17 protein-coding genes and 1 pseudogene are annotated in these 21572 nt (G+C 68.5%); 10 read left to right on the forward strand and 8 right to left on the reverse strand.

Annotated elements, in window-relative coordinates; translation table 11 throughout:
* The first annotated feature begins 73 nt into the window (after positions 1-73).
* Together folE and VEIS_RS06500 are read left to right on the forward strand one after the other, a co-directional pair.
* Positions 74-799: a GTP cyclohydrolase I gene (gene folE, locus VEIS_RS06495; protein WP_041950601.1), complete on the forward strand. Its 726-nt coding sequence runs from the start codon at positions 74-76 to the stop codon at positions 797-799.
* A 239-nt stretch (positions 800-1038) separates the two neighbouring features.
* Positions 1039-1388, forward strand: a pseudogene (locus tag VEIS_RS06500) (BLUF domain-containing protein); the annotation flags it as partial.
* Between the two features lie 45 nt (positions 1389-1433).
* Here VEIS_RS06500 and VEIS_RS29635 read toward each other — a convergent pair.
* The 6 genes from VEIS_RS29635 to VEIS_RS25670 all read right to left on the reverse strand — a co-directional run bounded on the left by VEIS_RS29635 (position 1434) and on the right by VEIS_RS25670 (position 6097).
* Positions 1434-1628, reverse strand: coding sequence for a hypothetical protein (locus tag VEIS_RS29635; RefSeq protein ID WP_198138092.1), 195 nt, complete (start codon positions 1626-1628; stop codon positions 1434-1436).
* A 13-nt stretch (positions 1629-1641) separates the two neighbouring features.
* On the reverse strand, positions 1642-2835 hold the full coding sequence (locus VEIS_RS06505; protein ID WP_011809108.1) for an acetyl-CoA C-acyltransferase: 1194 nt from the start codon (positions 2833-2835) through the stop codon (positions 1642-1644).
* 66 nt (positions 2836-2901) lie between these two features.
* Positions 2902-3573, reverse strand: a complete 672-nt coding sequence (can, locus tag VEIS_RS06510; protein ID WP_011809109.1) for a carbonate dehydratase — start codon at positions 3571-3573, stop codon at positions 2902-2904.
* Positions 3574-3628: 55 nt separating this feature from the next.
* Positions 3629-4819, reverse strand: a complete 1191-nt coding sequence (locus VEIS_RS06515) for an isovaleryl-CoA dehydrogenase (protein WP_011809110.1) — start codon at positions 4817-4819, stop codon at positions 3629-3631.
* A gap of 110 nt (positions 4820-4929) precedes the next feature.
* Positions 4930-5868: a cation diffusion facilitator family transporter gene (locus VEIS_RS06520; protein WP_011809111.1), complete on the reverse strand. Its 939-nt coding sequence runs from the start codon at positions 5866-5868 to the stop codon at positions 4930-4932.
* A gap of 40 nt (positions 5869-5908) precedes the next feature.
* Complete coding sequence (locus tag VEIS_RS25670; RefSeq protein ID WP_232287862.1) at positions 5909-6097, reverse strand: hypothetical protein; 189 nt, start codon at positions 6095-6097, stop codon at positions 5909-5911.
* A 106-nt stretch (positions 6098-6203) separates the two neighbouring features.
* On the opposite strand from VEIS_RS25670, the gene tsaD reads away from it, so the two are divergent.
* The 3 genes from tsaD to dcd all read left to right on the forward strand — a co-directional run bounded on the left by tsaD (position 6204) and on the right by dcd (position 9196).
* Complete coding sequence (gene tsaD, locus VEIS_RS06525) at positions 6204-7241, forward strand: tRNA (adenosine(37)-N6)-threonylcarbamoyltransferase complex transferase subunit TsaD (RefSeq protein ID WP_041949853.1); 1038 nt, start codon at positions 6204-6206, stop codon at positions 7239-7241.
* A gap of 9 nt (positions 7242-7250) precedes the next feature.
* The gene (gene guaD / locus VEIS_RS06530) at positions 7251-8549 is read left to right on the forward strand and encodes a guanine deaminase (protein ID WP_011809113.1); all 1299 of its coding nucleotides are present in this window, start codon (positions 7251-7253) and stop codon (positions 8547-8549) included.
* 74 nt (positions 8550-8623) lie between these two features.
* On the forward strand, positions 8624-9196 hold the full coding sequence (dcd, locus tag VEIS_RS06535; RefSeq protein WP_041949854.1) for a dCTP deaminase: 573 nt from the start codon (positions 8624-8626) through the stop codon (positions 9194-9196).
* Between the two features lie 41 nt (positions 9197-9237).
* On the opposite strand, the gene VEIS_RS06540 is transcribed toward dcd, so the two are convergent.
* Complete coding sequence (locus VEIS_RS06540) at positions 9238-10182, reverse strand: delta(1)-pyrroline-2-carboxylate reductase family protein (RefSeq protein ID WP_011809115.1); 945 nt, start codon at positions 10180-10182, stop codon at positions 9238-9240.
* A gap of 245 nt (positions 10183-10427) precedes the next feature.
* Here VEIS_RS06540 and VEIS_RS06545 point away from each other — a divergent pair, with 245 nt between their 5' ends.
* Entirely contained in the window at positions 10428-11888 is a 1461-nt protein-coding gene (locus VEIS_RS06545; protein WP_011809116.1) for a DEAD/DEAH box helicase, read from the forward strand.
* A 33-nt stretch (positions 11889-11921) separates the two neighbouring features.
* Here the strand turns inward: VEIS_RS06545 and VEIS_RS06550 are convergent, their stop codons facing one another.
* Positions 11922-12749: a symmetrical bis(5'-nucleosyl)-tetraphosphatase gene (locus tag VEIS_RS06550; protein ID WP_011809117.1), complete on the reverse strand. Its 828-nt coding sequence runs from the start codon at positions 12747-12749 to the stop codon at positions 11922-11924.
* Between the two features lie 364 nt (positions 12750-13113).
* Here VEIS_RS06550 and VEIS_RS06555 point away from each other — a divergent pair, with 364 nt between their 5' ends.
* The 4 genes from VEIS_RS06555 (at position 13114) to VEIS_RS06570 (ending at position 21561) form a co-directional block, all read left to right on the forward strand.
* On the forward strand, positions 13114-13425 hold the full coding sequence (locus VEIS_RS06555; protein ID WP_041949855.1) for an H-NS histone family protein: 312 nt from the start codon (positions 13114-13116) through the stop codon (positions 13423-13425).
* Between the two features lie 155 nt (positions 13426-13580).
* Positions 13581-16400 carry an aconitate hydratase AcnA gene (gene acnA, locus VEIS_RS06560; RefSeq protein ID WP_011809119.1) on the forward strand — a complete coding sequence of 940 codons (2820 nt, stop codon included), beginning with the start codon at positions 13581-13583 and terminating at the stop codon, positions 16398-16400.
* Positions 16401-16669: 269 nt separating this feature from the next.
* Positions 16670-19054: a bifunctional diguanylate cyclase/phosphodiesterase gene (locus VEIS_RS06565; RefSeq protein WP_407831855.1), complete on the forward strand. Its 2385-nt coding sequence runs from the start codon at positions 16670-16672 to the stop codon at positions 19052-19054.
* Positions 19051-21561 (forward strand): putative bifunctional diguanylate cyclase/phosphodiesterase, encoded by a 2511-nt coding sequence (locus tag VEIS_RS06570; protein ID WP_011809121.1) that lies wholly within the window; start codon positions 19051-19053, stop codon positions 21559-21561. The genes VEIS_RS06565 and VEIS_RS06570 overlap by 4 nt, the downstream gene beginning before the upstream one ends.
* Positions 21562-21572 lie beyond the last annotated feature (11 nt).

The following is a 21572-nucleotide window of genomic DNA, read 5'->3' on the forward strand; positions in this document are numbered from 1 at the left end:
GTATGATTGGCTTGCACCCGGGGCGAAAACCATTGCGCCTGTGCGCGGGCCGTTCACTGGTACGATGCGGGCCATGAGCAGTCCACCCGCAGGCGCCATGGCGCCCCTCCCGCCGGACCCAGGCAGTCCGGTTTCCGTCAAAATCCGCGAGCGGCTCGTCGCAGCGCGCAAGCGCTTTCACGCCAACGACAACATTGCCCAGTTCATCGAGCCTGGCGAGCTGGCGCAGTTGCTCGATGAAGTCGAGGTCAAGATCGAGGGCATGCTCGACAGCCTGGTCATCGACACCGAGGACGACCACAACACCCGCCACACTGCGCGCCGCATGGCCAAGATGTACCTCAACGAGGTGTTCAAGGGCCGCTATGTGCCGGCGCCGCCGATCACCGAGTTTCCCAACGTCGAGCGGCTGAACGAACTCATGATCGTCGGGCCGCTGACGGTGCGCAGTGCCTGCAGCCACCATTTTTGCCCCGTGGTCGGCAGGATCTGGATCGGCGTGCTGCCCAGCGAGCACACCAACGTGATCGGCCTGTCCAAGTACGCGCGGCTGGTGGACTGGATCATGGGCCGCCCGCAGATCCAGGAAGAAGCCGTGGTGCAACTGGCCGACCTGATCATGGAGAAAACCCAGCCCGACGGGCTGGCGATCATGATGGAGGCCAGCCACTTTTGCATGTCCTGGCGCGGTGTGCGCGAAATGGACAGCAAGATGATCAACTCGGTGATGCGCGGCGTGTTCCTCAAGGACAGCGCGCTGCGCCGTGAATTCCTCGCCCTGCTCCCTGGCAGGAATTGACCCTGCCGGGGCGCCTGCTCTATGCCCGCCGTGCGGTCGGCACTTCGGCGGCGGCCATCGAGGCCATCCTCACCTAGTGTCGCGTCACCGATCATCTGTCGGTCTGCGCTGGCCATCGAAGCGCATCGCGGCGTTGCATCGCTTGCCAATACAGATCGGTATGGGCAAGCGATGCGCCTTGCGCTGCGCTCCGATGGCTGCGCGCAGCCTACGACATCTGATCCGTGACGCGACACTAGGCCCATCAGCACAACCCGGGCTGCGGCATCACCGGTGTGCTGTGCTACGGCGCCGGGGTCTTTCTGCACCAGCCATCGAGGGCGGGCGCCACGCCGTGAGCGCGCTGTATGGCCAGATACAGCGCAACCCGCGCCACCGCGACGTGCAACGGCTGCACTACGAGGAGATCACCGAGCGTCGCCTCGGCGGCTGGACCATGGGGCAGGTGAACCTGTCCAGGGTCCAGCATGCGATCTTGCCCAAGTACTGCGCAAAGCCCGCGCTCGACCCGGATGCGGTCTCGGGCAAGGTTTCGCTGGCATTGCTCGAAGAACCGATGGCCACGGCCTCGATCATTGGCCATGCCTGAAAATCCGGGAACCCGCTGAACCGGGGCGCCGGCGCTAGTGTCGCGTCACCGATCAGATGTCGTAGGCTGCGCGCAGCCATCGGAGCGCAGTGCAAGGCGCATCGCGCCGCCAATACCGAGCGTATTGGCAAGCGATGCAACGCCGCGATGCGCTTCGATGGCCAGCGCAGACCGACAGATGATCGGTGACGCGACACGAGGCTGCCGGCGCCGCGCTCCGGGCCAGGCGGCGCCGTTCACTGCCGGGGCGGTGTCACATCGATTCCAGCGCCAGCGCCGTGGCTTCGCCACCGCCGATGCACAGTGTGGCCAGGCCCCGGCGCAGGCCGCGGGCCTTGAGCGCATGGATCAGCGTGACCACGATGCGCGCGCCGCTGGCGCCGATCGGGTGGCCCAGCGCGCAGGCGCCGCCGTTCACATTGACCTGCTCGTGCGCCAGGTTCAGCTCTTTCATCAGCGCCATGGGCACGACGGCAAAGGCCTCGTTGATCTCCCACAACTGCACATCGCCGACGGCCCAACCGGCCTTGGCCAGGGCTTTTTGCGCGGCGCCCAGCGGGGCGGTGGCAAACCATTGCGGCGCTTGCGCGTGCGTGGCGTGGCTCACGATGCGGGCCAGCGGCTGGCAGCCGAGCTTTTGCGCGCTGGATGCGCGCAGCAGCACCAGCGCTGCGGCGCCGTCGTTGATGCTGGAGCTCGATGCGGCGGTGATGGTGCCGTCCTTTTTGAAGGCCGGTTTGAGCGTGGCGATTTTTTCGAGCCGGATTTTGCCGGGCCCTTCGTCGATCGACACCAGGGTCTGGCCGGCGCGGGTCTTGACGGCGACGGGCTCGATTTCGGCGGCGAAGGCGCCCGACGCGGTGGCGGCCTGGGCGCGCTGCACGCTGGCGCTGGCAAAGGCGTCCTGCTGCGCGCGGCTGAACTGGTACCGGGCGGCGCAGTCTTCGCCGAAGGTGCCCATCGAGCGGCCGGCCTCATAGGCGTCTTCCAGGCCGTCGAGCATCAGGTGGTCGTACAGGCGGTCATGGCCCAGGCGGTAGCCGGCGCGGCCTTTTTGCAGCAGGTAGGGGGCGCGGCTCATGCTCTCCATGCCGCCGGCCACGATCACCTCGTGCGTGCCGGCCAGCAGCATGTCGTGGGCCAGCATCGCGGCCTTCATGCCCGAGCCGCACATCTTGCTCAGCGTGACCGCGCCTGCGCTGTCGGGCAGTCCGCCCTTGAACGCCGCCTGGCGGGCGGGCGCCTGGCCCTGGCCGGCCATCAGGCAGTTGCCCATCAACACTTCGCCCACGGTCTCGGGCGCCAGGCCGGCACGCGCCAGCGCGGCCCGGATGGCCACGCCGCCCAGGTCGTGGGCGGCCAGGTCGGCAAAGTCGCCCTGCAACGACCCCATGGGGGTGCGGGCCGCGCCGACGATGACGATGGGGTCTTGGGGGGATGCTGGCATCGGTTGCTCCTTGGTTGATTGGTTGGTTTGGCGCATTGTGGCCCTGCCGGCCCGGGCTGCGCCGGTTCATGCGGGCGCCGGCGTTCTGACGGCGCCGGCGACGCCGGCGATGGCCGCCTGGTAGATCGCGTCCAGCCCTGCGGTGCTGTCGACGGTCATTTGCAGGTCGTTGATCAGCCCGTCCTTGAGCCCATAGCACCAGCCATGCAGCGTGACCTTCTGGCCCCGGCCCCAGGCATCGAGCATGACCGTGGTCTGCGCGACATGGGCCACCTGCTCGATGGCATTGAGCTCGCAGAGCACGTCGTGGCGCCAGTCCGGGGCGATGGACGCGATCAACTCCCGGTGGCGGTCGCGCACATCCTGCACATGGCGAATCCAGTTGTCGGCCAGCCCGACGCGGGTGCCCTCCAGCGCCGCGCGCACGCCGCCGCAGCCATAGTGGCCGACCACCATCAGGTGCGCGACATGCAGTTGGTCGATGGCGTACTGGATGGTGGACAGGCAGTTCAGATCGGTGTGCGCCACCACATTCGCCACATTGCGGTGCACGAACACTTCGCCAGGCTCCAGGCCCGTGATCTGGTTGGCCGGAACGCGGCTGTCCGAGCAGCCGATCCACATGTACTTGGGCTGCTGCTGCGCCAGCAGGCCGGTGAAGAACCCGGGCCGCTCGCGCTCCATCCGGGCCGCCCAGGCGCGGTTGTGCACAAACAGGTCTTCGATCGATGAGGTCATGGGGTTTGCGGGTTGGCTCCGGGGGCTGCCTGCGGGTGGCGCGCGTGGCGGCGGCTCAACAGGTTTCGGCAAACAGCTCGCGGCCGATCAGCATGCGGCGGATCTCGCTGGTGCCGGCGCCGATCTCATAGAGCTTGGCATCGCGCCACAGGCGGCCCAGCGGGTAGTCGTTGATGTAGCCATTGCCGCCATGGATTTGCAGACCTTCGCCGGCCATCCAGGTGGCCTTCTCGGCGCACCACAGGATTGCGCTGGCGCAGTCCTTGCGCACTTGGCGCACATGCCCGGTGCCGAGCAGGTCCAGGTTCTTGGCCACCGTGTAGGCAAACGCGCGGCCCGCTTGCAGCGTCGTGTACATGTCTGCGACCTTGGCCTGGATCAGTTGGAATTGGCCGATGCTCTGGCCGAACTGCTGGCGCTCATGGATGTAAGGCAGCACATGATCGAGCACCGATTGCATGATGCCCAGCGGGCCGCCGGTGAGCACTGCGCGCTCGTAGTCCAGGCCGCTCATCAGCACCTTGGCGCCCTGATCGAGGCCACCGAGCACCTGGGCCGCAGGGACTTGCACACCGTCGAACACCAACTCGCCGGTAGGGCTGCCGCGCATGCCCAGCTTGTCGAGCCTTTGCGCGCAGCCAAAGCCGGGCATGCCCTTTTCGATCAGAAAGGCCGTGATGCCCTGGCTGCCCGTTCCGGGCCCGGTTCTGGCGTACACCACCAGGATATCGGCGTCCGGCCCGTTGGTGATCCACATCTTGCTGCCATCGAGCAGGTAGTAGCCGCCCTTGTCCTCGGCGCGCAGTTGCATGCTGATCACGTCGGAACCGGCGCCGGACTCGCTCATCGCCAGCGCCCCCACATGCTCGCCGCTGATCAGCCGGGGCAGGTACTTGCGCTTTTGCTCAGGGCTGCCGTTGCGGTTGATCTGGTTCACGCACAGATTGCTGTGCGCCCCGTAGGACAGGCCGACAGACGCGCTGGCGCGCGAGATCTCCTCCATGGCCACCATATGGGCCAGATAGCCCATCGCGGCGCCGCCATAGGTCTCGGGCACCGTGATGCCGAGCAGCCCCAGGGCGCCCATCTTGCGCCACAGCGCCATCGGGAATTGGTCGCTGCGGTCGATCTCCGCCGCCTGTGGCGCGATTTCGGCCTGCGCGAAATCGCGCACCGCGTCGCGCAGCGCATCGATGTCCGGGCCGAGTTGGAAATTCAGGCCGGGAAGAGGGGCGGGAAGGCTCATGAATGTCTCCAGAGGCAAAGATGATCGGGCCAGGCTCAGCCCGGGATATTGTCGCGGCCCGTCGGCCGTCGCGCAGCCACTTGCCGGTTCGGCCGCTGATGCACCAGCCCTCAGCAGCGCGCTGCCGCCCCCGGATCACCGAGCGCCTCGACATCGGTCGGCAACAGTTCGATGGTGGCGCGCAGGCCGGGCATGGCGCTCATCAAGGACTGCTCGAGCTGGCCGCGCAGCGTGGCGGCCTGGCCCAAGGTCCAGTCGGCGGGCAGATGCAGGTGCAGGTCGACGAACTGGCGCTGGCCTGCGCGGCGGGTAATCACATGGTCGAAGCGCAAGGCCCCGGGCGGCTGCGCTTGCACGAACTGTCGCAGCGTGCTGTCGATGCGGGCCTGCACGGCGGGTTCCACGGCGCTGTCCATCAGGCCCTGGGACGAGCGCCACACCAGCGTTGCGCCTTCTTTGAGGATGTTCAGCGCCACGGCGATGGCCGCCAGCGCGTCCAGCCAGAGCCAGCCGGTCAGGGCCACGCCGGCAATGCCGGCCAGCACGCCGGCCGAGGTCCAGACATCGGTGACGAGGTGGCGGGCGTCGGCCTCCAGCGCGACCGAGCGGTGCTCGCGCGCCGAGCGCAGCATCATCCAGGCCAGCAGGCCATTGAGCGCCGAACTGAGCAGCGACAGTCCCATGCCCCAGCCGGGCTGCGCGATCGGCTGCGGCTCCAGCAGCCGGTACCCGGCCGCCCACAGGATGCCCACCGACACGCCCACGATCAGCACGCCCTCGAAGCCGGAGGAAAAGTATTCCGCCTTGTGGTGGCCATAGGGATGGTCGTCATCGGCCGGGCGCTGCGCCACCGTCACCATCGCCAGCGCAAACATGGCGCCGGCCAGGTTCACGAACGACTCCATTGCGTCCGACAGCAGACCCACCGAGCCGGTGACATGCCAGGCCAGCGTCTTGAGCACAATGGTGAGCAGCGCCACGGCCACCGAAGCCCACAGCAGGTGGCGCGGGCTGAGCCAGCGGCGCGGCGCGGCGGGGCAAGTGGGCATGGTGGCGGGCCTTCTCGGGCAGTGGCAAAGGGCCTGCAAATTACACCAGTTTTCCGACGGCCCGCGCTAGTGTCGTGTCACGGATCAGATGTCGTAGGCTGCGCGCAGCCATCGGAGCGCAGCGCAAGGCGCATCGCGCAGCCCATACCGAGCGTATTGGCAAGCGATGCAACGCCGCGATGCGCTTCGATGGCCAGCGCAGACCGACAGATGATCGGTGACGCGACACTAGGGACGCCGCAAAACCGGCTTTGCCGGGGCGCAGGCGACCCGAGGGGAAAGTGCGGGGGCAGCCCACCCGGGGTGTCAGCGCTTTCGGGTTTTACACTCGCGCCATGGGCTTGCTGATCCTGGGCATTGAATCATCGTGCGATGAAACCGGCGTGGCGCTGGTGCGTTCGATCGGCGCTGCCCGGCCCCGGCTGCTGGCGCATGCGCTGCACAGCCAGGTGCAGATGCACCAAGCCTATGGCGGCGTGGTGCCGGAACTGGCCAGCCGCGACCATATCCGCCGCGTGCTGCCGCTGACCACGCAGGTGCTGCGCGCGTCCGGCCAGCGGCTGGCGGATGTCGATGTGCTGGCCTATACGCGCGGCCCCGGCCTGGCCGGGGCGCTGCTGGTGGGCGCCGGCCTGGCCTGCGCGCTGGCGGCGGCCCTGGGCAAGCCGGTGCTGGGCGTGCACCACCTGGAAGGGCATTTGCTGTCGCCGTTCCTGAGCGCGGACCCGCCGGAGTTCCCGTTTGTCGCGCTGCTGGTATCGGGCGGCCATACGCAGCTGATGCGTGTGGACGGCGTGGGCCGCTACGCGCTGCTGGGCGAGACCATCGACGACGCAGCGGGCGAGGCATTCGACAAATCCGCCAAGCTCATGGGCCTGGGCTACCCCGGCGGCCCCGCCTTGGCGCGGCTGGCCGAACAAGGCAGTGCCACGGCATTCGGGCTGCCACGGCCTTTGCTGCACAGCGGCGATCTGGACTTTTCCTTCGCCGGCCTGAAAACCGCCGTGCTCACGCAGGTCAGAAAGCTCGGCGACCAGTTGCCGGCCCGCAAGGCCGATCTGGCAGCCAGCACCGAGGCCGCCATCGTGCAAGTGCTGGTGAAAAAAACCCTGGCGGCGCTGCGCCAGACCGGCCTGCGACGCATCGTGGTGGCCGGCGGCGTGGGGGCCAACCGGCGCCTGCGCCAGCAACTGGACGCCGCCTGCGCCGACAGCGGGCTGCGCGTGCACTACCCGGAACTGGCGCTGTGCACCGACAACGGCGCGATGATTGCGCTGGCCGCCGCGATGCGCCTGCAGGCCGGGGTGCAGCAGGCCGGCACCGACTACGCCTTCGACGTTTTGCCCCGCTGGCCGTTGGCGGCCAGCGCCTGAAAGCCCGGCATGCCCGTCTACCGCAGCGCCCTGTTGCGCTTTGCCGACGACGGCACGGCGCTGTATGACGAGGACGGGCTGCTGGCCGTAGGCCCGGACGCCCAGGGCCGCCAGCGGGTGCTGGCCGCAGGCGCGTGGCAGGCGCTGGCGCCGCGCTACGCCGGGCAGCCGGTCGTGCCGTTGCCGGGGCGCATTCTGGCGCCGGGCTTTGTCGACATGCATATCCACTTTCCGCAGACCGACGTGATCGCCTCGCCGGCCGACGGTTTGCTGCCCTGGCTGGAGCAACACACCTACCCCCAGGAGACGCGCTTTGCGGCGCCCGGGCATTGCGCGCAGGTGGCGCAGTTCTTCATCGCCGAACTATTGCGCAACGGGGTGAGCACGGCGCTGGCGTTTGGCAGCTCGCACCCGGCCTCGGTGGATGCGCTGTTTGCCGAGGCCCGGCGCCAGCAGATGCGGCTCATCGCCGGCAAGGTGCTGCAAGACCGCCACTCGCCCGACGGCGTGCGCGACCAGACCGGGCAAAGCCTGCTCGACACGCAGGCGCTGATCCGGCGCTGGCACGGCGTGGAGCGCCTGGGCTACGCCATCACGCCGCGCTTTGCCCCCACCAGCACGCCCGAGCAACTGCGCGGGGCGGGCGAGTTGGCCGCGCTCCATCCCGATGTCTGGATCCAGTCGCATGTGGCTGAAAACCGGCACGAGGTGCGCTGGGCGCGCGCGCTGTTCCCGGCCGCGCGCAGCTACCTGGCCGTGTACCACGGCTTTGGCCTGCTGCGCCAGCGCGCGGTGTATGCGCATTGCATCCATTTCGACGACGAGGACCGGGCGCTGATGCGCGCCAGCGGCGCAGTGGCGGCGGTCTGCCCGAGCAGCAACCTGTTTCTGGGCAGCGGATTTTTCGACTACGCCCGCGCCGAGCGCGCGGGCTTTGGCTACGGCCTGGCCAGCGATGTGGGCGGGGGCAGCAGTTTTTGCCCGTTGCACACCATGCTGGCCGCGTATTACGTGGCGCGTGCGCGGCGCGTCCCGCCGGCGTTCGATCTGTCACCCCGGCGCCTGTGGTGGCTGCACACCGCAGGCGCCGCCAAGGCCCTGGGCCTGGCCGGCGTGGTGGGCAACCTGCAACCCGGTTGCGAGGCCGACTTCGTGGTGCTCAACCCCCGCGCCACGCCGCTGCTCGAGCGCCGCACCGGCCAGGCCGCAAGCCTGGACGAGTTGCTGTTCGCGCTGATCGTGCTGGGGGACGACCGGGTCATCGAGCGCACCGTGATTTCTCAAGCAAAATACTACGCTGGCGCATGATCTCCATGTGCTGCAAGCTACAAATCAAATAGCGCATGGCGACCCGCCCGGGCCATGGCGCAAGAAGGTCTGCGATGAGCATCAAGAGCGATAAATGGATCCGCCGCATGGTCGCCGAGCACGGCATGATCGAGCCTTTCGAGCCTGGCCAGGTGCGGCAGGTCGAAGGCCGCAAAATCATCAGCTACGGCACCAGCAGCTACGGCTACGACATTCGCTGCGCGCCCGAATTCAAAGTCTTCACCAACATCCACAGCACGGTGATCGACCCCAAGAACTTCGACGCCAAGAGCTTCGTCGACTTCGCGGGCGACAGTTGCATCATCCCGCCCAACAGCTTCGCGCTGGCCCGCACGGTCGAGTACTTTCGCATTCCGCGCAATGTGCTGACCATCTGCCTGGGCAAGAGCACCTATGCCCGCTGCGGCATCATCGTCAACGTGACCCCCTTCGAGCCCGAATGGGAAGGCTTTGTGACGCTGGAGTTCTCCAACACCACGCCCTTGCCCGCCCGCATCCATGCCGGCGAAGGCTGCGCGCAGGTGCTGTTCTTCGAGAGCGACGCGGACGACGTTTGCGAGGTCAGCTACCGCGACCGTGGCGGCAAGTACCAGGGCCAGGTCGGGGTGACGCTGCCCAAGGCGTGAGGACGTGGATGGCAGCGCGCGCTCAGCCGCGCCGCGCCGCGCTATGCGTCGTGCATGGCCGTGCGCATGGCCAGCCGCGCTGCGGCCAGATCCCAGCCGGCCCAGCCACAGCTTTTGAACAGCACCGGCCCGGAGCCGGCCGTCCACCGGCCTTGCACCACATCCCCGAGCACCGGCATGGCCGCCACGTCAAGTCCGGCTTGCAGCAGATCGCCGGCCTCGTGGCCGGCATCCGGGGAATCGACCACGATCTGCCCCTGCTGCGCCAGATGCCGGCACAGCGCCGGGGCCAGTTCCAGCATCGCCGGGGTGAAGGCGCCCACTGCGGCGACAAAGGCATCGGGGCGCGGCGCGGCCGCCAGCACCACGCGCCGGGCGGTGGTGCAGGTCACGATCAGCGGGCAGTGGGGCGCGGCCGCATCCGCGTCGGCCACCACCCGGGCCTGGGCACCCAGGGCCTGCACCTGCGCGGCCAAGGCCAAGGCACTGGCGCTGCTGCGCGAGGCCACCCAGACCTCGCGCACCCCCAGGCCCTGAATGAAAGCCTCGGCATGGGAGCGGCCCTGCACCCCGGCGCCGACGATCAGCAAAGGGCCTTGCGGCGCCGGCGCCAACAGCCGGGCGGCCAGCAGCGAGACGGCCGCCGTGCGGCGCGCGGTGACGGTGGGGCCGTCGAGCACCAGCCGGCGCTCGCCGGTGGCGCAGTCGAACACCAGCACATCGCCCTGTATCGACGCGCGCCCGGTGCCGGCGTTGCCGGGGGTCAGGGTGATGAGCTTGATCATCGCCACGCTGTGGTCGGTGGCCGGCATCACGAACAGGCTGCCGCCATGCGCCAATGGCAGCATGCTGCGGGCGGGGACCGCCACGCTGCCGTCGCGCAGCAGGGCGGCGATTTCATCGGCCAGACCGGACCAGGGCAGGCGCGCCGCCGTGGCCGCCGCATCCAACATGCCGGTGGTTGCGCAAAAGGCAGGCAAAGACATGGGCGGACTTTACACACAACGCCGGGGCAGCGCCGCGGCGCCCGGGCGCCGGTTTGCCGCCGTGCCGATCGTGCAGGCCACGGATGCAGGCCACATGTAGCTAACATGTGCCAACGATGTGCGAGCAAAATGTGCGCCTTGCTGTGCGCCTTGCGCTATCGAAAGCATCGTATATGCCGGCCTTGCCGGCACGAAAAAAGGCAAAAAAAGCCGCTGCGCGCACTGGTGCGACAATAGCCGACCCAATGACAAGTTCCTTCTCCAATCTGATGCTGGCCGAGCCGCTGGCGCGCGCCGTGGCCGAAATGGGCTACACGGCCATGACGCCGATACAGGCGCAAGCCATTCCGGTGGTGCTGACCGGCCAAGACGTGATGGGCGCCGCCCAGACCGGCACCGGCAAGACGGCGGCGTTCTCGCTGCCGCTGTTGCAGCGCCTGCTGCGGCACGAGAGCAGTTCCGCATCCCCCGCGCGCCACCCGGTGCGGGCGCTGGTGCTGCTGCCCACGCGCGAGCTGGCCGACCAGGTGGCCCGGCAGATCGCGCTGTACGCGCGGCACACCAAACTGCGCAGCACCGTGGTGTTTGGCGGCATCGACATGAAGCCCCAGACCCTCGAATTGAAAAAAGGCGTGGAAGTGCTGGTGGCCACGCCCGGGCGCCTGCTCGACCATATCGAGGCCAAGAACGCGGTGCTCAACCAGGTGGAATACGTGGTGCTCGACGAAGCCGACCGCATGCTCGACATCGGCTTCCTGCCCGACCTGCAACGCATCCTGAGCTACCTGCCCAAGGAGCGCACCACGCTGCTGTTCAGCGCCACCTTCTCGCCCGAGATCAGGCGCCTGGCCAGCAGCTACCTGCACCAGCCCGTGACCATCGAAGTGGCGCGCCCGAATGCCACGGCGGCGACGGTCGAGCAGCGCTTTTACAGCGCCAACGACGACGACAAGCGCCGCGCCATCCACCAGGTGCTACGCACGCGCGGCCTCAAGCAGGCGTTCATCTTCGTCAACAGCAAGCTCGGCTGCGCCCGGCTGGCGCGCAGCCTGGAGCGCGAAGGGCTCAGGACGGCTGCCCTGCATGGCGACAGAAGCCAGGACGAACGCTTGAAGGCGCTGCAAGCCTTCAAAAGCGGTGACGTGGACCTGCTGGTGTGCACCGACGTGGCCGCGCGCGGCCTGGACATCAAGGACGTGCCTGCGGTGTTCAATTTCGACGTGCCCTTCAACGCCGAAGACTATGTGCACCGCATCGGCCGCACCGGCCGCGCCGGCGCCTCGGGCTTGGCCGTCACGCTGGTCTCGGGCAGCGATGCGCGGCTGGTGGCCGACATCGAAAAGCTGATCGGCAAAAAGACCGACCTCGAAGCCATCGAATACGACGAAGACCGCCCCCGCGGACGCATCAACGACGGCCGCCGCGCATGGCGCCAGGACGATGAGACGGGCCATCCGTGCGACACCGGCAGCCCGGCCACGCGCGAGCGCCGCGAACCCTCCCGGGGCATGTCTGCGGCGCCGGCTGCGCAGGACCCGTTTTTCGCCAAACCCTACGAACCCGACAGCGCGGCGGCCACCGCCCCCTCGGCCTGGGAGTCCGTCGCCCGGCCGCCCGTGCGCGGCAGCCTGTCGGCCAACATCAAGCCCAAGCGCCATCTGGCGGCCCTGTTCAAGGCGGCTCCGCCCGAAAGCCCGGCGCCGTAATCAGGCCCCGTCATCAGGCCGGCCGGCACGCGCTCAGAGCGGCGCGCAGCGCACCTGCAACCGCTCGCGCTGCGCCAGCGTCGCGCCAAAGCGCACGGCGCTCAGGCAGCCGCCCCAAACGCAGCCGGTGTCCAGCCCCAGCAGGTCGCTGCGCTCGATCCAGCCCAGCGTCGACCAATGCCCGAAGGCCGTCAACTGGCCTGCGGTGCGCCGCCCGGGCACATCGAACCACGGCATCAGGCCCGGCGGCGGCGTGGCGCTGTCCGTGCTGGCAAAGTCCATCCGGCCGCTGGCCGAGCAAAAGCGCAGCCGGGTGAGCGCATTGACGATCACCCGCAGCCGATCGCCGCCGGTCAACGCCCCGCTCCAGCGCTCGGGCTGGTTGCCAAACAGCGCGTGCATGAAGGCCGGCAGCTCGGCGCTGCGCAGCAGCGCGTGGACTTCGTCCGCGCGGGCCAGGGTGTCGGCGACGGACCAGTCGGGCAGCACGCCGGCATGCACCATCAGCAACTGCTGCCCGGCATGTTCGTGCACGCGGGCCAGGGGCTGCTGGCGCAGCCAGGCCAGCAAGGCCGCGCGGTCGGGGGCCTGCAGCACGCTGGCCAAGGTGTCGCGGCGCGCGGGCTGGCGCACACCCTGCGCCACGGCCAGCAGATGCAGGTCATGGTTGCCCAGCAGGCAGCCGATGGCGGCGCCATGGCGCATGCAGCGGCGCAGCACGGCAGCCGAGTCCGGGCCCCGGTTGACCAGGTCGCCGAGCAGGTAGGCCGTGTCCCGGCTGGCAGAAAAACCGATGCCATCGAGCAGGCGCCCCAGGGCTTCATCGCAGCCCTGGATGTCGCCGATACAGTAAAGAGCCATGGGGCATGCTTGTGTCGTGTAATGGAAGCGGGTATTTTCTGCCCCGATGATCCCATGGGGCGCGGCGGGTGTTGCGCCATTGCCGCACCCGGGCAGGAGCCGGCCCATATGCCGGCGCGTTTTCTGCTGCCGCAAACAGGGGGCATTTTCCGGCCCGGGATTCCCGAGGCGCCAGGCCGGCCGGGGCTGTCCGCCTTGAATACCACCGGGGCGGCGTATTCATCGGGGCCGCCGGATTCACGGGATATGCGGCGCAGCGCGTTATCTGTGGCGTTCCCTGATGAAAATTCTTTGCGCTTGCATGGCGCTCCGAATTATTCGTATAATCGCCCCGTCATCAACTACCAACTGAAACCCAAGCACCATGACCAGCTACAAAGAACTCCTGATGCAGCGCGAAGCGCTCGAGCAGCAAATCAATGAAGCCCGACGTAATGAACTGGCGAACGCGGTGAGCCAGGTCCGTGCGTTGGTGGCCGAATATGGGTTGACTGCCAGAGACATATTCCCCACCAGCAAGTTCCTGTCCGGCGGCAGGATACCGGGTGCTCGCGCCAGCCGCGGCACCAAGGTGGCGCCCAAGTACCGTGAGCCTGCGACGGGCCAGACCTGGACCGGCCGTGGCAAAGCGCCCAAGTGGATTCAAAACGAGGATCGCGCGAAATTCGCGATCTAAATCCGCCACACCTGTAACCGGGTGCCTGCACCCGGCCATGAGGCCATGAAAAAAGCCCGCATCTGCGGGCTTTTTTCATGATCTGGCCGCATGACCCCAGGCTTGCACCGTTTGCGGGGAGACTGCCAAAATGAATGCCGCTACAGGAGTTCTCCATGACCTTACCGTCCAAGCCGCCCACTGCGCCCGCGCCCGCCCGGCACGCGTTTGCCGATCTGCTGCGGGTTTTCAAAGCGGCGTCGGGCAAAGAGGGCCGATTCTATAGTCTGCCCGCGCTGGCCCGGCAGTTTCCCGCCATCGGGCGCTTGCCGATATCGATCCGCATCGTGCTCGAATCGGTGCTGCGCAACTGCGATGGCCGCAAGATCACTGCCGAGCATGTGCGGCAATTGGCCTGTTGGGCGCCCCGGGCCGAGCGCAAGGATGAAATTGCGTTCGTCGTTGCGCGCGTGGTATTGCAAGACTTCACCGGCGTGCCGCTGCTGGCCGACCTGGCCGCGATGCGCAGCCAGGCCCTGCGGTTGGGGCAAAACCCGCAGAAAATCGAGCCGCTGGTGCCGGTGGATTTGGTGGTCGACCACTCCATCATGGTCGATCATTACGGCCGCAAGGATGCGCTCGATCTGAACATGAAGCTCGAATTCCAGCGCAACCGCGAGCGCTACGAGTTCATGAAATGGGGCATGCAAGCCTTTGACCGTCTGGGCGTGGTGCCGCCGGGCTTCGGCATCGTGCACCAAGTCAATCTGGAGTATCTGGCGCGCGGCGTGCATCAGACCGGAGACGGCATTCATTATCCCGATACGCTGGTCGGCACCGACAGCCACACCACGATGATCAACGGCATCGGCGTGGTCGGCTGGGGCGTGGGCGGCATCGAGGCCGAGGCCGCGATGCTGGGCCAGCCGGTGTACTTTCTCACGCCCGATGTGGTGGGCGTGGAACTGGCGGGCCAACTGCGCGAGGGGGTCACGGCCACCGATCTGGTGCTCACTGTCACCGAACTGCTGCGCCAGCACAAGGTGGTGGGCAAGTTCGTCGAGTTCTTCGGCGCCGGCACGCGCACGCTGGCGCTGCCCGACCGCGCCACCATCGCCAACATGGCGCCCGAGTACGGCGCCACGATGGGCTTCTTCCCGGTCGACGAAAAAACCATCGCTTACTTCCAGGGCACGGGCCGCAGCCAGGACGAGATCGAAGTCTTCGAGGCCTACTTCAAGGCCCAGGGGCTGTTTGGCGTGCCGCTGGCCGGCGAACTGGACTATTCGCAGGTGGTCCGGCTGGACCTGGGCAGCGTCACGCCCAGCCTGGCAGGCCCCAAGCGGCCGCAGGACCGCATCGAACTGGGCCAGGTCAGCCGCCAGTTTGCCCGGCTGTTCAGCCAGCCCGATGCGCACAACGGCTTCAATCGCCCGGCCGGGCTGCTGCACCAGCGCGTCGCGCTCCGGCGCGACGGCGCGCAGGGCAGCAGCGCCGGCAACGGTGATCGGGGCATCACCGTGGGCAACGGTGATGTGCTGATCGCCGCCATCACCAGTTGCACCAACACCTCCAACCCCGGCGTGTTGCTGGCCGCCGGGCTGCTGGCCAAAAAGGCGGTGGCGGCGGGGCTGGTGGTGCAGCCGCATATCAAGACCTCGCTGGCGCCCGGCTCGCGCATCGTCACCGAATACCTGGCGCAGACGGGTCTGCTGCCGTATCTGGAGCAGCTCGGCTTTGCGCTCGTCGGCTATGGCTGCACCACCTGCATCGGCAATGCCGGCGACTTGGCGCCCGAGCTCAACGAGGCCATCACGCGCCACCAACTGGTGTGCGCGTCCGTGCTGTCGGGCAACCGCAATTTCGAGGCGCGCATCCACCCGAACCTCAAGGCCAACTTTCTGGCCAGCCCGCCGCTGGTGGTCGCCTACGCCATCGCCGGCACGGTGCTCAAGGACTTGATGACCGAGCCCGTGGGCCAAGGCCGGGGCGGGCGCGACATCTATCTGGGCGACATCTGGCCGAGCAGCGAAGAAATCGGGCAACTCATGCAGTTCGCGATGAACGGCCCGGCCTTGCGCGCCAGCTACGCCCGGATCGCCACCGACCCCGGCCTGCTCTGGCAACAGATCGAGGGCGTGGACAGCAAGACCTACCGCTGGCCTGCCAGCACCTATATCGCCGAGCCGCCTTTCTTTGCCGATTTCGCTATCAAAAAAGTAGCTGCGGGTGGAGATGAACCGGTCGCCCTGGCGCCGGCAGTGCATGGCGCGCGCATCATGGCGCTGTTTGGCGATTCGATCACCACCGACCATATCTCGCCGGCAGGCGCCATCGACGCGCACTCGCCCGCTGGCCAGTGGCTGCTGCAGCATGGCGTGTTGCAGGCCGACTTCAACAGCTACGGCGCCCGCCGGGGCCACCACGAGGTGATGATGCGCGGCAGCTTTGCCAATGTGCGCATCAAGAACCTGATGCTGCCCCCCGGCGCCGACGGTGCGCGCGAGGAGGGCGGCCTGACGCTGTTCCAGGGCGATGGCGCGTTGCGCGGCCACAAGCTGTCGATCTTCGACGCCGCCATGCAGTACCAGGCCCAGGGCCGGCCCACGGTGATCTTTGCCGGCGAGGAATACGGCACCGGCTCCAGCCGCGACTGGGCGGCCAAGGGCACGCGGTTGCTGGGCATCGAGGCCGTGGTGGCGCGCAGCTTCGAGCGCATCCACCGCGCCAATCTGGTGGGCATGGGGGTGTTGCCGCTGCAGTTCCAGGCCGGTGATTCGTGGCAGACGCTGGGCTTGGCAGGCGATGAAGTCATCGATGTGCTGCCGGACCCGGCGCTCAGGCCGCAAAGCCAGGCGCAACTGGTCATCCACCGCGCGGACGGCACGCGCCAGCAGGTGGCCGTGACGCTGCGCATCGATACCCCGATCGAGGTCGACTACTACCAGGCCGGGGGCATACTGCCCTATGTGCTGCGCCAGCTATTGCAAGACTGAGCATTGCCCTGCGCGTCGAGGCGCGCGGCGCGGCGCGGCAACCGTCGTCGACACACCCGCCACACCCTTCCCATATGTCCCTGCCGTCCAGTCTCGAGCCAGCGCGCGAGCCGTCCAAACCCGTGCGCACGCCGCTCAGGCCGGTGCGCGAGCCGCTGTCCGATGCGCCCGTCGTCACGGTGGCGGCAGCGGTGCTGGCGCTGGTGCTGCTGCCGCTGGCGCAGCGTCTGAGCGCTGGCGTGGATGTGCTGCATGGGCTGGAGCCTTTTATGGAACTGGTGGCGGTTCTGCTCGGGCTGCTGGTGGTGTCGGTGTCGCTGCGCACATTCGAGAGGCAGGAGCAGGCGCGGGCCAACGTGCTGGTGGCCGGTTTTGGCGTGGCGGCGGCCTGCAATCTGCTGCACGGAATGCTGCTCCACTTCGACGCGGCGCATCCGCCTCTGCTGGCCGGCAGCGCCGACATCTCACTGTGGCTGAGCAGTTGGGCGCGGGTGGCCGAGGTGATCACGCTGTGGTTCACCGCCATGCGGCTGTCGGCACCGGGCCTGGGCAGAACCTGGCTGGCCGTGGCGTGCGCGATCACGCTGGCGATCGTGGGCTTGTCGCTGGGGCCGCTGCCCGGCTGGTTTGCCCAGGTCGCCGGCAGCGCCTTGCACCAACCGCTGGCGCTGGCGCTGGCGTTGGCTCTGATCGTGGCCGCCACCGTGCTGCAACGCAGCGCCCGCCGCAACGATCAGCCGCGTGAGCGCATTCTTGCCTGGGCGACCATGGCCTTTGCCTGTGGCGAGATCACCGTCGGTGCCCTGGGCGTGCACGGCTCGGTCGCCAGCCCGCTGGCCCACGGGTTGCGGGTGATCGCCTACGCGCTGCTGTACCAGGCGGTGTTCGATGCCGGCATACGCCGCCCCTTTGCCCGCATCCAGGAGGCCGAGAGCCGCCTGCGCGAGAGCGAAAGCCGCCTGGCCCGGGTGGTCAGCGCCATGCCCGACATGGTGTTCCTCAAGGATGCCGACGGCGTCTACCTGTCCGTCAACCCGGTGTTCGAGCGCTTCATCGGCCGGCCCGAACACCAGATCGTGGGCCGCAACGACTTCGACCTGACCACGCCCGCCCAGGCCCGGCAGTTTCGCCAGAACGACCAACGCGCGATGCAGACCCGGCAGCCACTGGTCTACGAAGAGACCCTGACCTTTGCCGAGGATGGCTACCAGGGCCGGTTCGAGACCATCAAGACCCCCATCCGCGACCTGCATGGCCGCGTCACCGGCGTGCTCGGCGTATGCCGCGACATCACCGAGCGCAAGCGCGCAGCGCAGGAGATCGAGCGCCTGGCGTTCTACGACGCGCTGACCGGCCTGCCCAACCGGCGCCTGCTGCTCGACCGGCTGCAACGCAGCATCGCCACCTGCCAGCGCACGCACAAACTGGGCGCGCTGCTGTTCATCGACCTGGACAACTTCAAAGACCTCAACGACACCCTGGGCCACGACATGGGCGACCAACTGCTGGCGCAGGTCGCCACCCGCCTGGTGGCCAGCGTGCGCGCCGCCGACACCGTGGCCCGCTTCGGCGGCGACGAATTCGTCGTCATGCTCGAAGCCCTGGCCCCCGACCTGCGCACCGCCACCGCGCAGGCCGAAATGGTGGCCGACAAACTGCTGGCCAGCCTGAACCAGCCCTTCGCGCTCGACGGCGGCCAGCACTACAGCACGCTGAGCATCGGCGTGACGCTGTTTGGCGAGCAGCGCCTGTCGGTCGACGAACTGCTCAAGCGCGCCGACCTGGCGCTGTACCAGGCCAAGGCCGCAGGGCGCAACACCCAGCGCTTCTTCGACCCGGACATGCAGGCCGCCGTCAACGCCCGCTCCAACCTGGAGGCCGACCTGCGCCAGGGCCTGGCGCGCGCCGAACTGCTGGTGTACTACCAGCCGGTGGTCGATCACCAGGCGCGCCTGATGGGCGCCGAAGCCCTGGTGCGCTGGCGCCACCCGCAGCGCGGCATGATCGGCCCGGCAGACTTCATCCCGCTGGCCGAGCAGACCGGGCTGATCCTGCCGCTGGGCCAGTATGTGCTGCAAACCGCCTGCGCGCAGTTGCAGCGCTGGAGCCAGCACCCGGACACCGCCGGGCTGTCGATCTCGGTGAACGTCAGCGCCCGGCAATTTCGGCAACCGGGCTTTGTCGCGCAGGTGCTGCACCAGCTCAAAAGCCACGGCGCCGACCCGCGCAGACTCAAGCTGGAGCTGACCGAAAGCCTGCTGCTGGGCGACATCGAAGACACCATCGCCCGCATGGCGCAGCTCAAGAGCGAAGGCGTGGGCTTTGCGCTGGACGACTTCGGCACCGGCTACTCCAGCCTGAGTTACCTCAAGCGCCTGCCGCTGGACCAGATCAAGATCGACCAGAGCTTCGTGCGCGAGGTGCTGGCCGACCCGAACGACGCGGCCATCGTGCGCACCATCCTGGCGCTGGCCAAGAGCCTGGACCTGCAAGTGGTGGCCGAAGGGGTCGAGACCACCGGACAGTTGTCGTTCCTGCAACTGCATGGCTGCGAAGGGTTTCAGGGCTATCTGTTCGGCCGGCCGGTGCCGATGGAGGTGTTCGCCTGCGCGCACCGGCCGGGCAAAATGCCGCAACCCCAGGCCGGGCCATGAAGACCGCCGCCATCTTGTGGGTGGACTGCGACACGCAGCATGCGGCCGCAGCGCAGCAATTGATCAGCGCGCAGCACCCGGGCTGGCGCCTGCTGCACAGCCCCGCGCCCGGGCAGGCCAGCCGGGCCTGGGACGCGATGGTGCTGTGCCTGGACCCGGCAGCCCGGGAACTGCCCGATCTGCGCGAACCATGCGCCACCCACCCGGTGCTGCTGTGCCTGGACGCCGCGCAAGAAGCCCTGGCCGCGCGCGCCTTCCGCGACGGGCTGGGCGACTATCTGCTGCGGGCTGCGGATGGCCAGGCCCATCTGGCTGAACTGATGCAGCGCCTGGCCGCGCTGCTGCGACAGCGCCTGGCCGCGCAGGCGCCCGGCGCCCCGAACCCGTCGGCGCGCATGTTGGCGCTGCTGCAAGAGCAGCGCGCGGCCTTGCAAGCCACGCTGGCCAGCATCAGCCAAGGCATCTTCAAGACCGGGCCGGACGGCCGCATCAGCGTCTACAACCAGCGCGCGCTGGACCTGCTGGACCTGCCCGAATCGCTGCTGGCCAACCGCCCCACGCTGGCCGAACTGACCCGCCTGCAGGCCGAGCGCGGCGACTTTGGCCCCGACTACGGCCTGGTGGGCCCGCTCGGGCAGGACTACCTGGCCCAGGGCGGCCGGGACTCGGCCCCGGCCATCTACTGGCGCACCACGCGCGATGGCCGCACGCTGGAGGTGCGCACCAATGCGCTGGCCGACGGCAGCCAGGTGCGCACCTTTGCCGATGTCAGCGACTACCTGCGCGTGGAAAACCAACTGCGCGACAGCGAGGCGCGCTTTCGCTCGCTGAGCGACCTGTCGTCCGACTGGTACTGGGAGCACGACGCGCAGGGCCGCTTCACCCAACTGGCCGGCGACCTGAGCGTCAACGGCATGCCGCTATCGGCCGTGCTCGGGCGCACGCGCTGGGAGATCGGCGCACTGAACATGACCGAGGCCGACTGGGCCGCGCACCGCGCCGTGCTGGCCGCGCAGCAACCGTTTCGCGACCTGGAGCTGCAACGCCGGCGCGCCGATGGCAGCATGCACTGGATCAGCGTCAGCGGCGTGCCGGTGCAGGGCGCCGACGGCACACCGCGCGGCTACCGGGGCGTGGGCCGCGACATCACCGGACGCAAACAGGCCGAGGGCCAGATCGAACGCCTGGCGTTCTACGACGCGCTGACCGGCCTGCCCAACCGGCGCCTGCTGCTCGACCGCCTGCAGCACGCCACGGTGGCGGTCACGCGCTCGAACACCCAGGGCGCGCTGCTGTTCATCGACCTGGACAACTTCAAAAGCCTCAACGACACCCTGGGCCACGACGCCGGCGACCACCTGCTGCAGCAGGCGGCGCAGCGCCTGAAAGCCTGTGTGCGCGAGGTCGACACGGTGGCCCGCTTCGGCGGCGACGAATTCGTGGTGCTGCTCGCCGGGCTGAGCGCCGCTGCGGCCCAGGCCAGCGCCGAAGCCGCGCAGGTGGCCAAGCACATCGCCGCCAGCCTGGGCCAGCCCTATGCGCTGGGCGGGGCCGTCCACCACAGCACGCCGAGCATCGGCATCGCGCTGTTCGGCCCGCAGGCTTGCCGCGTGGACGAACTGCTCAAACAGGCCGACCTGGCGATGTACCAGGCCAAGGCCGCAGGGCGCAACACCCAGCGCTTTTTCGACCCCGAGATGCAGGCCGCCGCCAGCCACCGCAGCGCGCTGGAGGCCGACCTGCGCCGGGGCCTGCAACAGCGGGAACTGGTGCTGCACTACCAGCCCATGGTCGATGGCCAGGGCCGCCTGCAAGGCGCCGAAGCCCTGGTGCGCTGGAACCACCCGCAGCGGGGGCTGATGCCGCCGGCCGAATTCACCCCGCTGGCCGAGCAAACGGGCCTGATCCTGCCGCTGGGCCAATGGGTGTTGGAGACCGCCTGCGCACAGTTGGTGGCCTGGTCGCGCAGCGCGCTCACGCGGGCGTTCTCCCTGTCGGTGAACGTCAGCGTGCGGCAGTTCCGCCAGGCCGATTTCGTGCAGCAGTTGCTGGCCACGCTGGAGGCCAGCGGCGCCAACCCCGAGCGCCTGACCATAGAGCTCACCGAAAGCCTGCTGCTGAACGACGTGCAGGACATCATCGCGCGCATGCAGCAACTGCGCTGCCACGGCCTGGGCTTCGCGCTCGACGACTTCGGCACCGGCTACTCGTCGCTGAGCCAGCTCAAACGCCTGCCGCTGGACCAGATCAAGATCGACCGCAGCTTTGTGCGCGACCTGCCCGCCGACGCCGGCGACGGCGCCATCGTGCGCAGCATCCTGGCCCTGGCCCAGAGCCTGGGCCTGGCCGTGGTGGCCGAAGGGGTGGAGACCCGGGCGCAACTGGAGTTTTTGCAGCACCATGGCTGCCAGACATTCCAGGGCTACCACTTCGGCCGCCCGATGCCGCCCGAAGCGCTGGCGCACAGGTTTCAGGTAGTGCCTGACCCCCTCGGCAGACCCGTCTGACAGGCCCGCCG

Source organism: Verminephrobacter eiseniae EF01-2, from assembly GCF_000015565.1.
In the GTDB taxonomy this organism is placed as follows: Bacteria; Pseudomonadota; Gammaproteobacteria; order Burkholderiales; family Burkholderiaceae_C; genus Acidovorax; species Acidovorax eiseniae.

Excerpts from the sequence above, each read along its gene's own strand:
- folE (WP_041950601.1), top strand. The coding sequence starts at position 74 with ATGAGCAGTCCACCCGCAGGCGCCATGGCGCCCCTCCCGCCGGACCCA.
- VEIS_RS06505 (WP_011809108.1), bottom strand. The coding sequence starts at position 2,835 with ATGCCAGCATCCCCCCAAGACCCCATCGTCATCGTCGGCGCGGCCCGC.
- can (WP_011809109.1), bottom strand. The coding sequence starts at position 3,573 with ATGACCTCATCGATCGAAGACCTGTTTGTGCACAACCGCGCCTGGGCG.
- VEIS_RS06515 (WP_011809110.1), bottom strand. The coding sequence starts at position 4,819 with ATGAGCCTTCCCGCCCCTCTTCCCGGCCTGAATTTCCAACTCGGCCCG.
- VEIS_RS06520 (WP_011809111.1), bottom strand. The coding sequence starts at position 5,868 with ATGCCCACTTGCCCCGCCGCGCCGCGCCGCTGGCTCAGCCCGCGCCAC.
- tsaD (WP_041949853.1), top strand. The coding sequence starts at position 6,204 with ATGGGCTTGCTGATCCTGGGCATTGAATCATCGTGCGATGAAACCGGC.
- guaD (WP_011809113.1), top strand. The coding sequence starts at position 7,251 with ATGCCCGTCTACCGCAGCGCCCTGTTGCGCTTTGCCGACGACGGCACG.
- dcd (WP_041949854.1), top strand. The coding sequence starts at position 8,624 with ATGAGCATCAAGAGCGATAAATGGATCCGCCGCATGGTCGCCGAGCAC.
- VEIS_RS06540 (WP_011809115.1), bottom strand. The coding sequence starts at position 10,182 with ATGTCTTTGCCTGCCTTTTGCGCAACCACCGGCATGTTGGATGCGGCG.
- VEIS_RS06545 (WP_011809116.1), top strand. The coding sequence starts at position 10,428 with ATGACAAGTTCCTTCTCCAATCTGATGCTGGCCGAGCCGCTGGCGCGC.
- VEIS_RS06550 (WP_011809117.1), bottom strand. The coding sequence starts at position 12,749 with ATGGCTCTTTACTGTATCGGCGACATCCAGGGCTGCGATGAAGCCCTG.
- VEIS_RS06555 (WP_041949855.1), top strand. The coding sequence starts at position 13,114 with ATGACCAGCTACAAAGAACTCCTGATGCAGCGCGAAGCGCTCGAGCAG.
- acnA (WP_011809119.1), top strand. The coding sequence starts at position 13,581 with ATGACCTTACCGTCCAAGCCGCCCACTGCGCCCGCGCCCGCCCGGCAC.
- VEIS_RS06565 (WP_407831855.1), top strand. The coding sequence starts at position 16,670 with ATGGAACTGGTGGCGGTTCTGCTCGGGCTGCTGGTGGTGTCGGTGTCG.
- VEIS_RS06570 (WP_011809121.1), top strand. The coding sequence starts at position 19,051 with ATGAAGACCGCCGCCATCTTGTGGGTGGACTGCGACACGCAGCATGCG.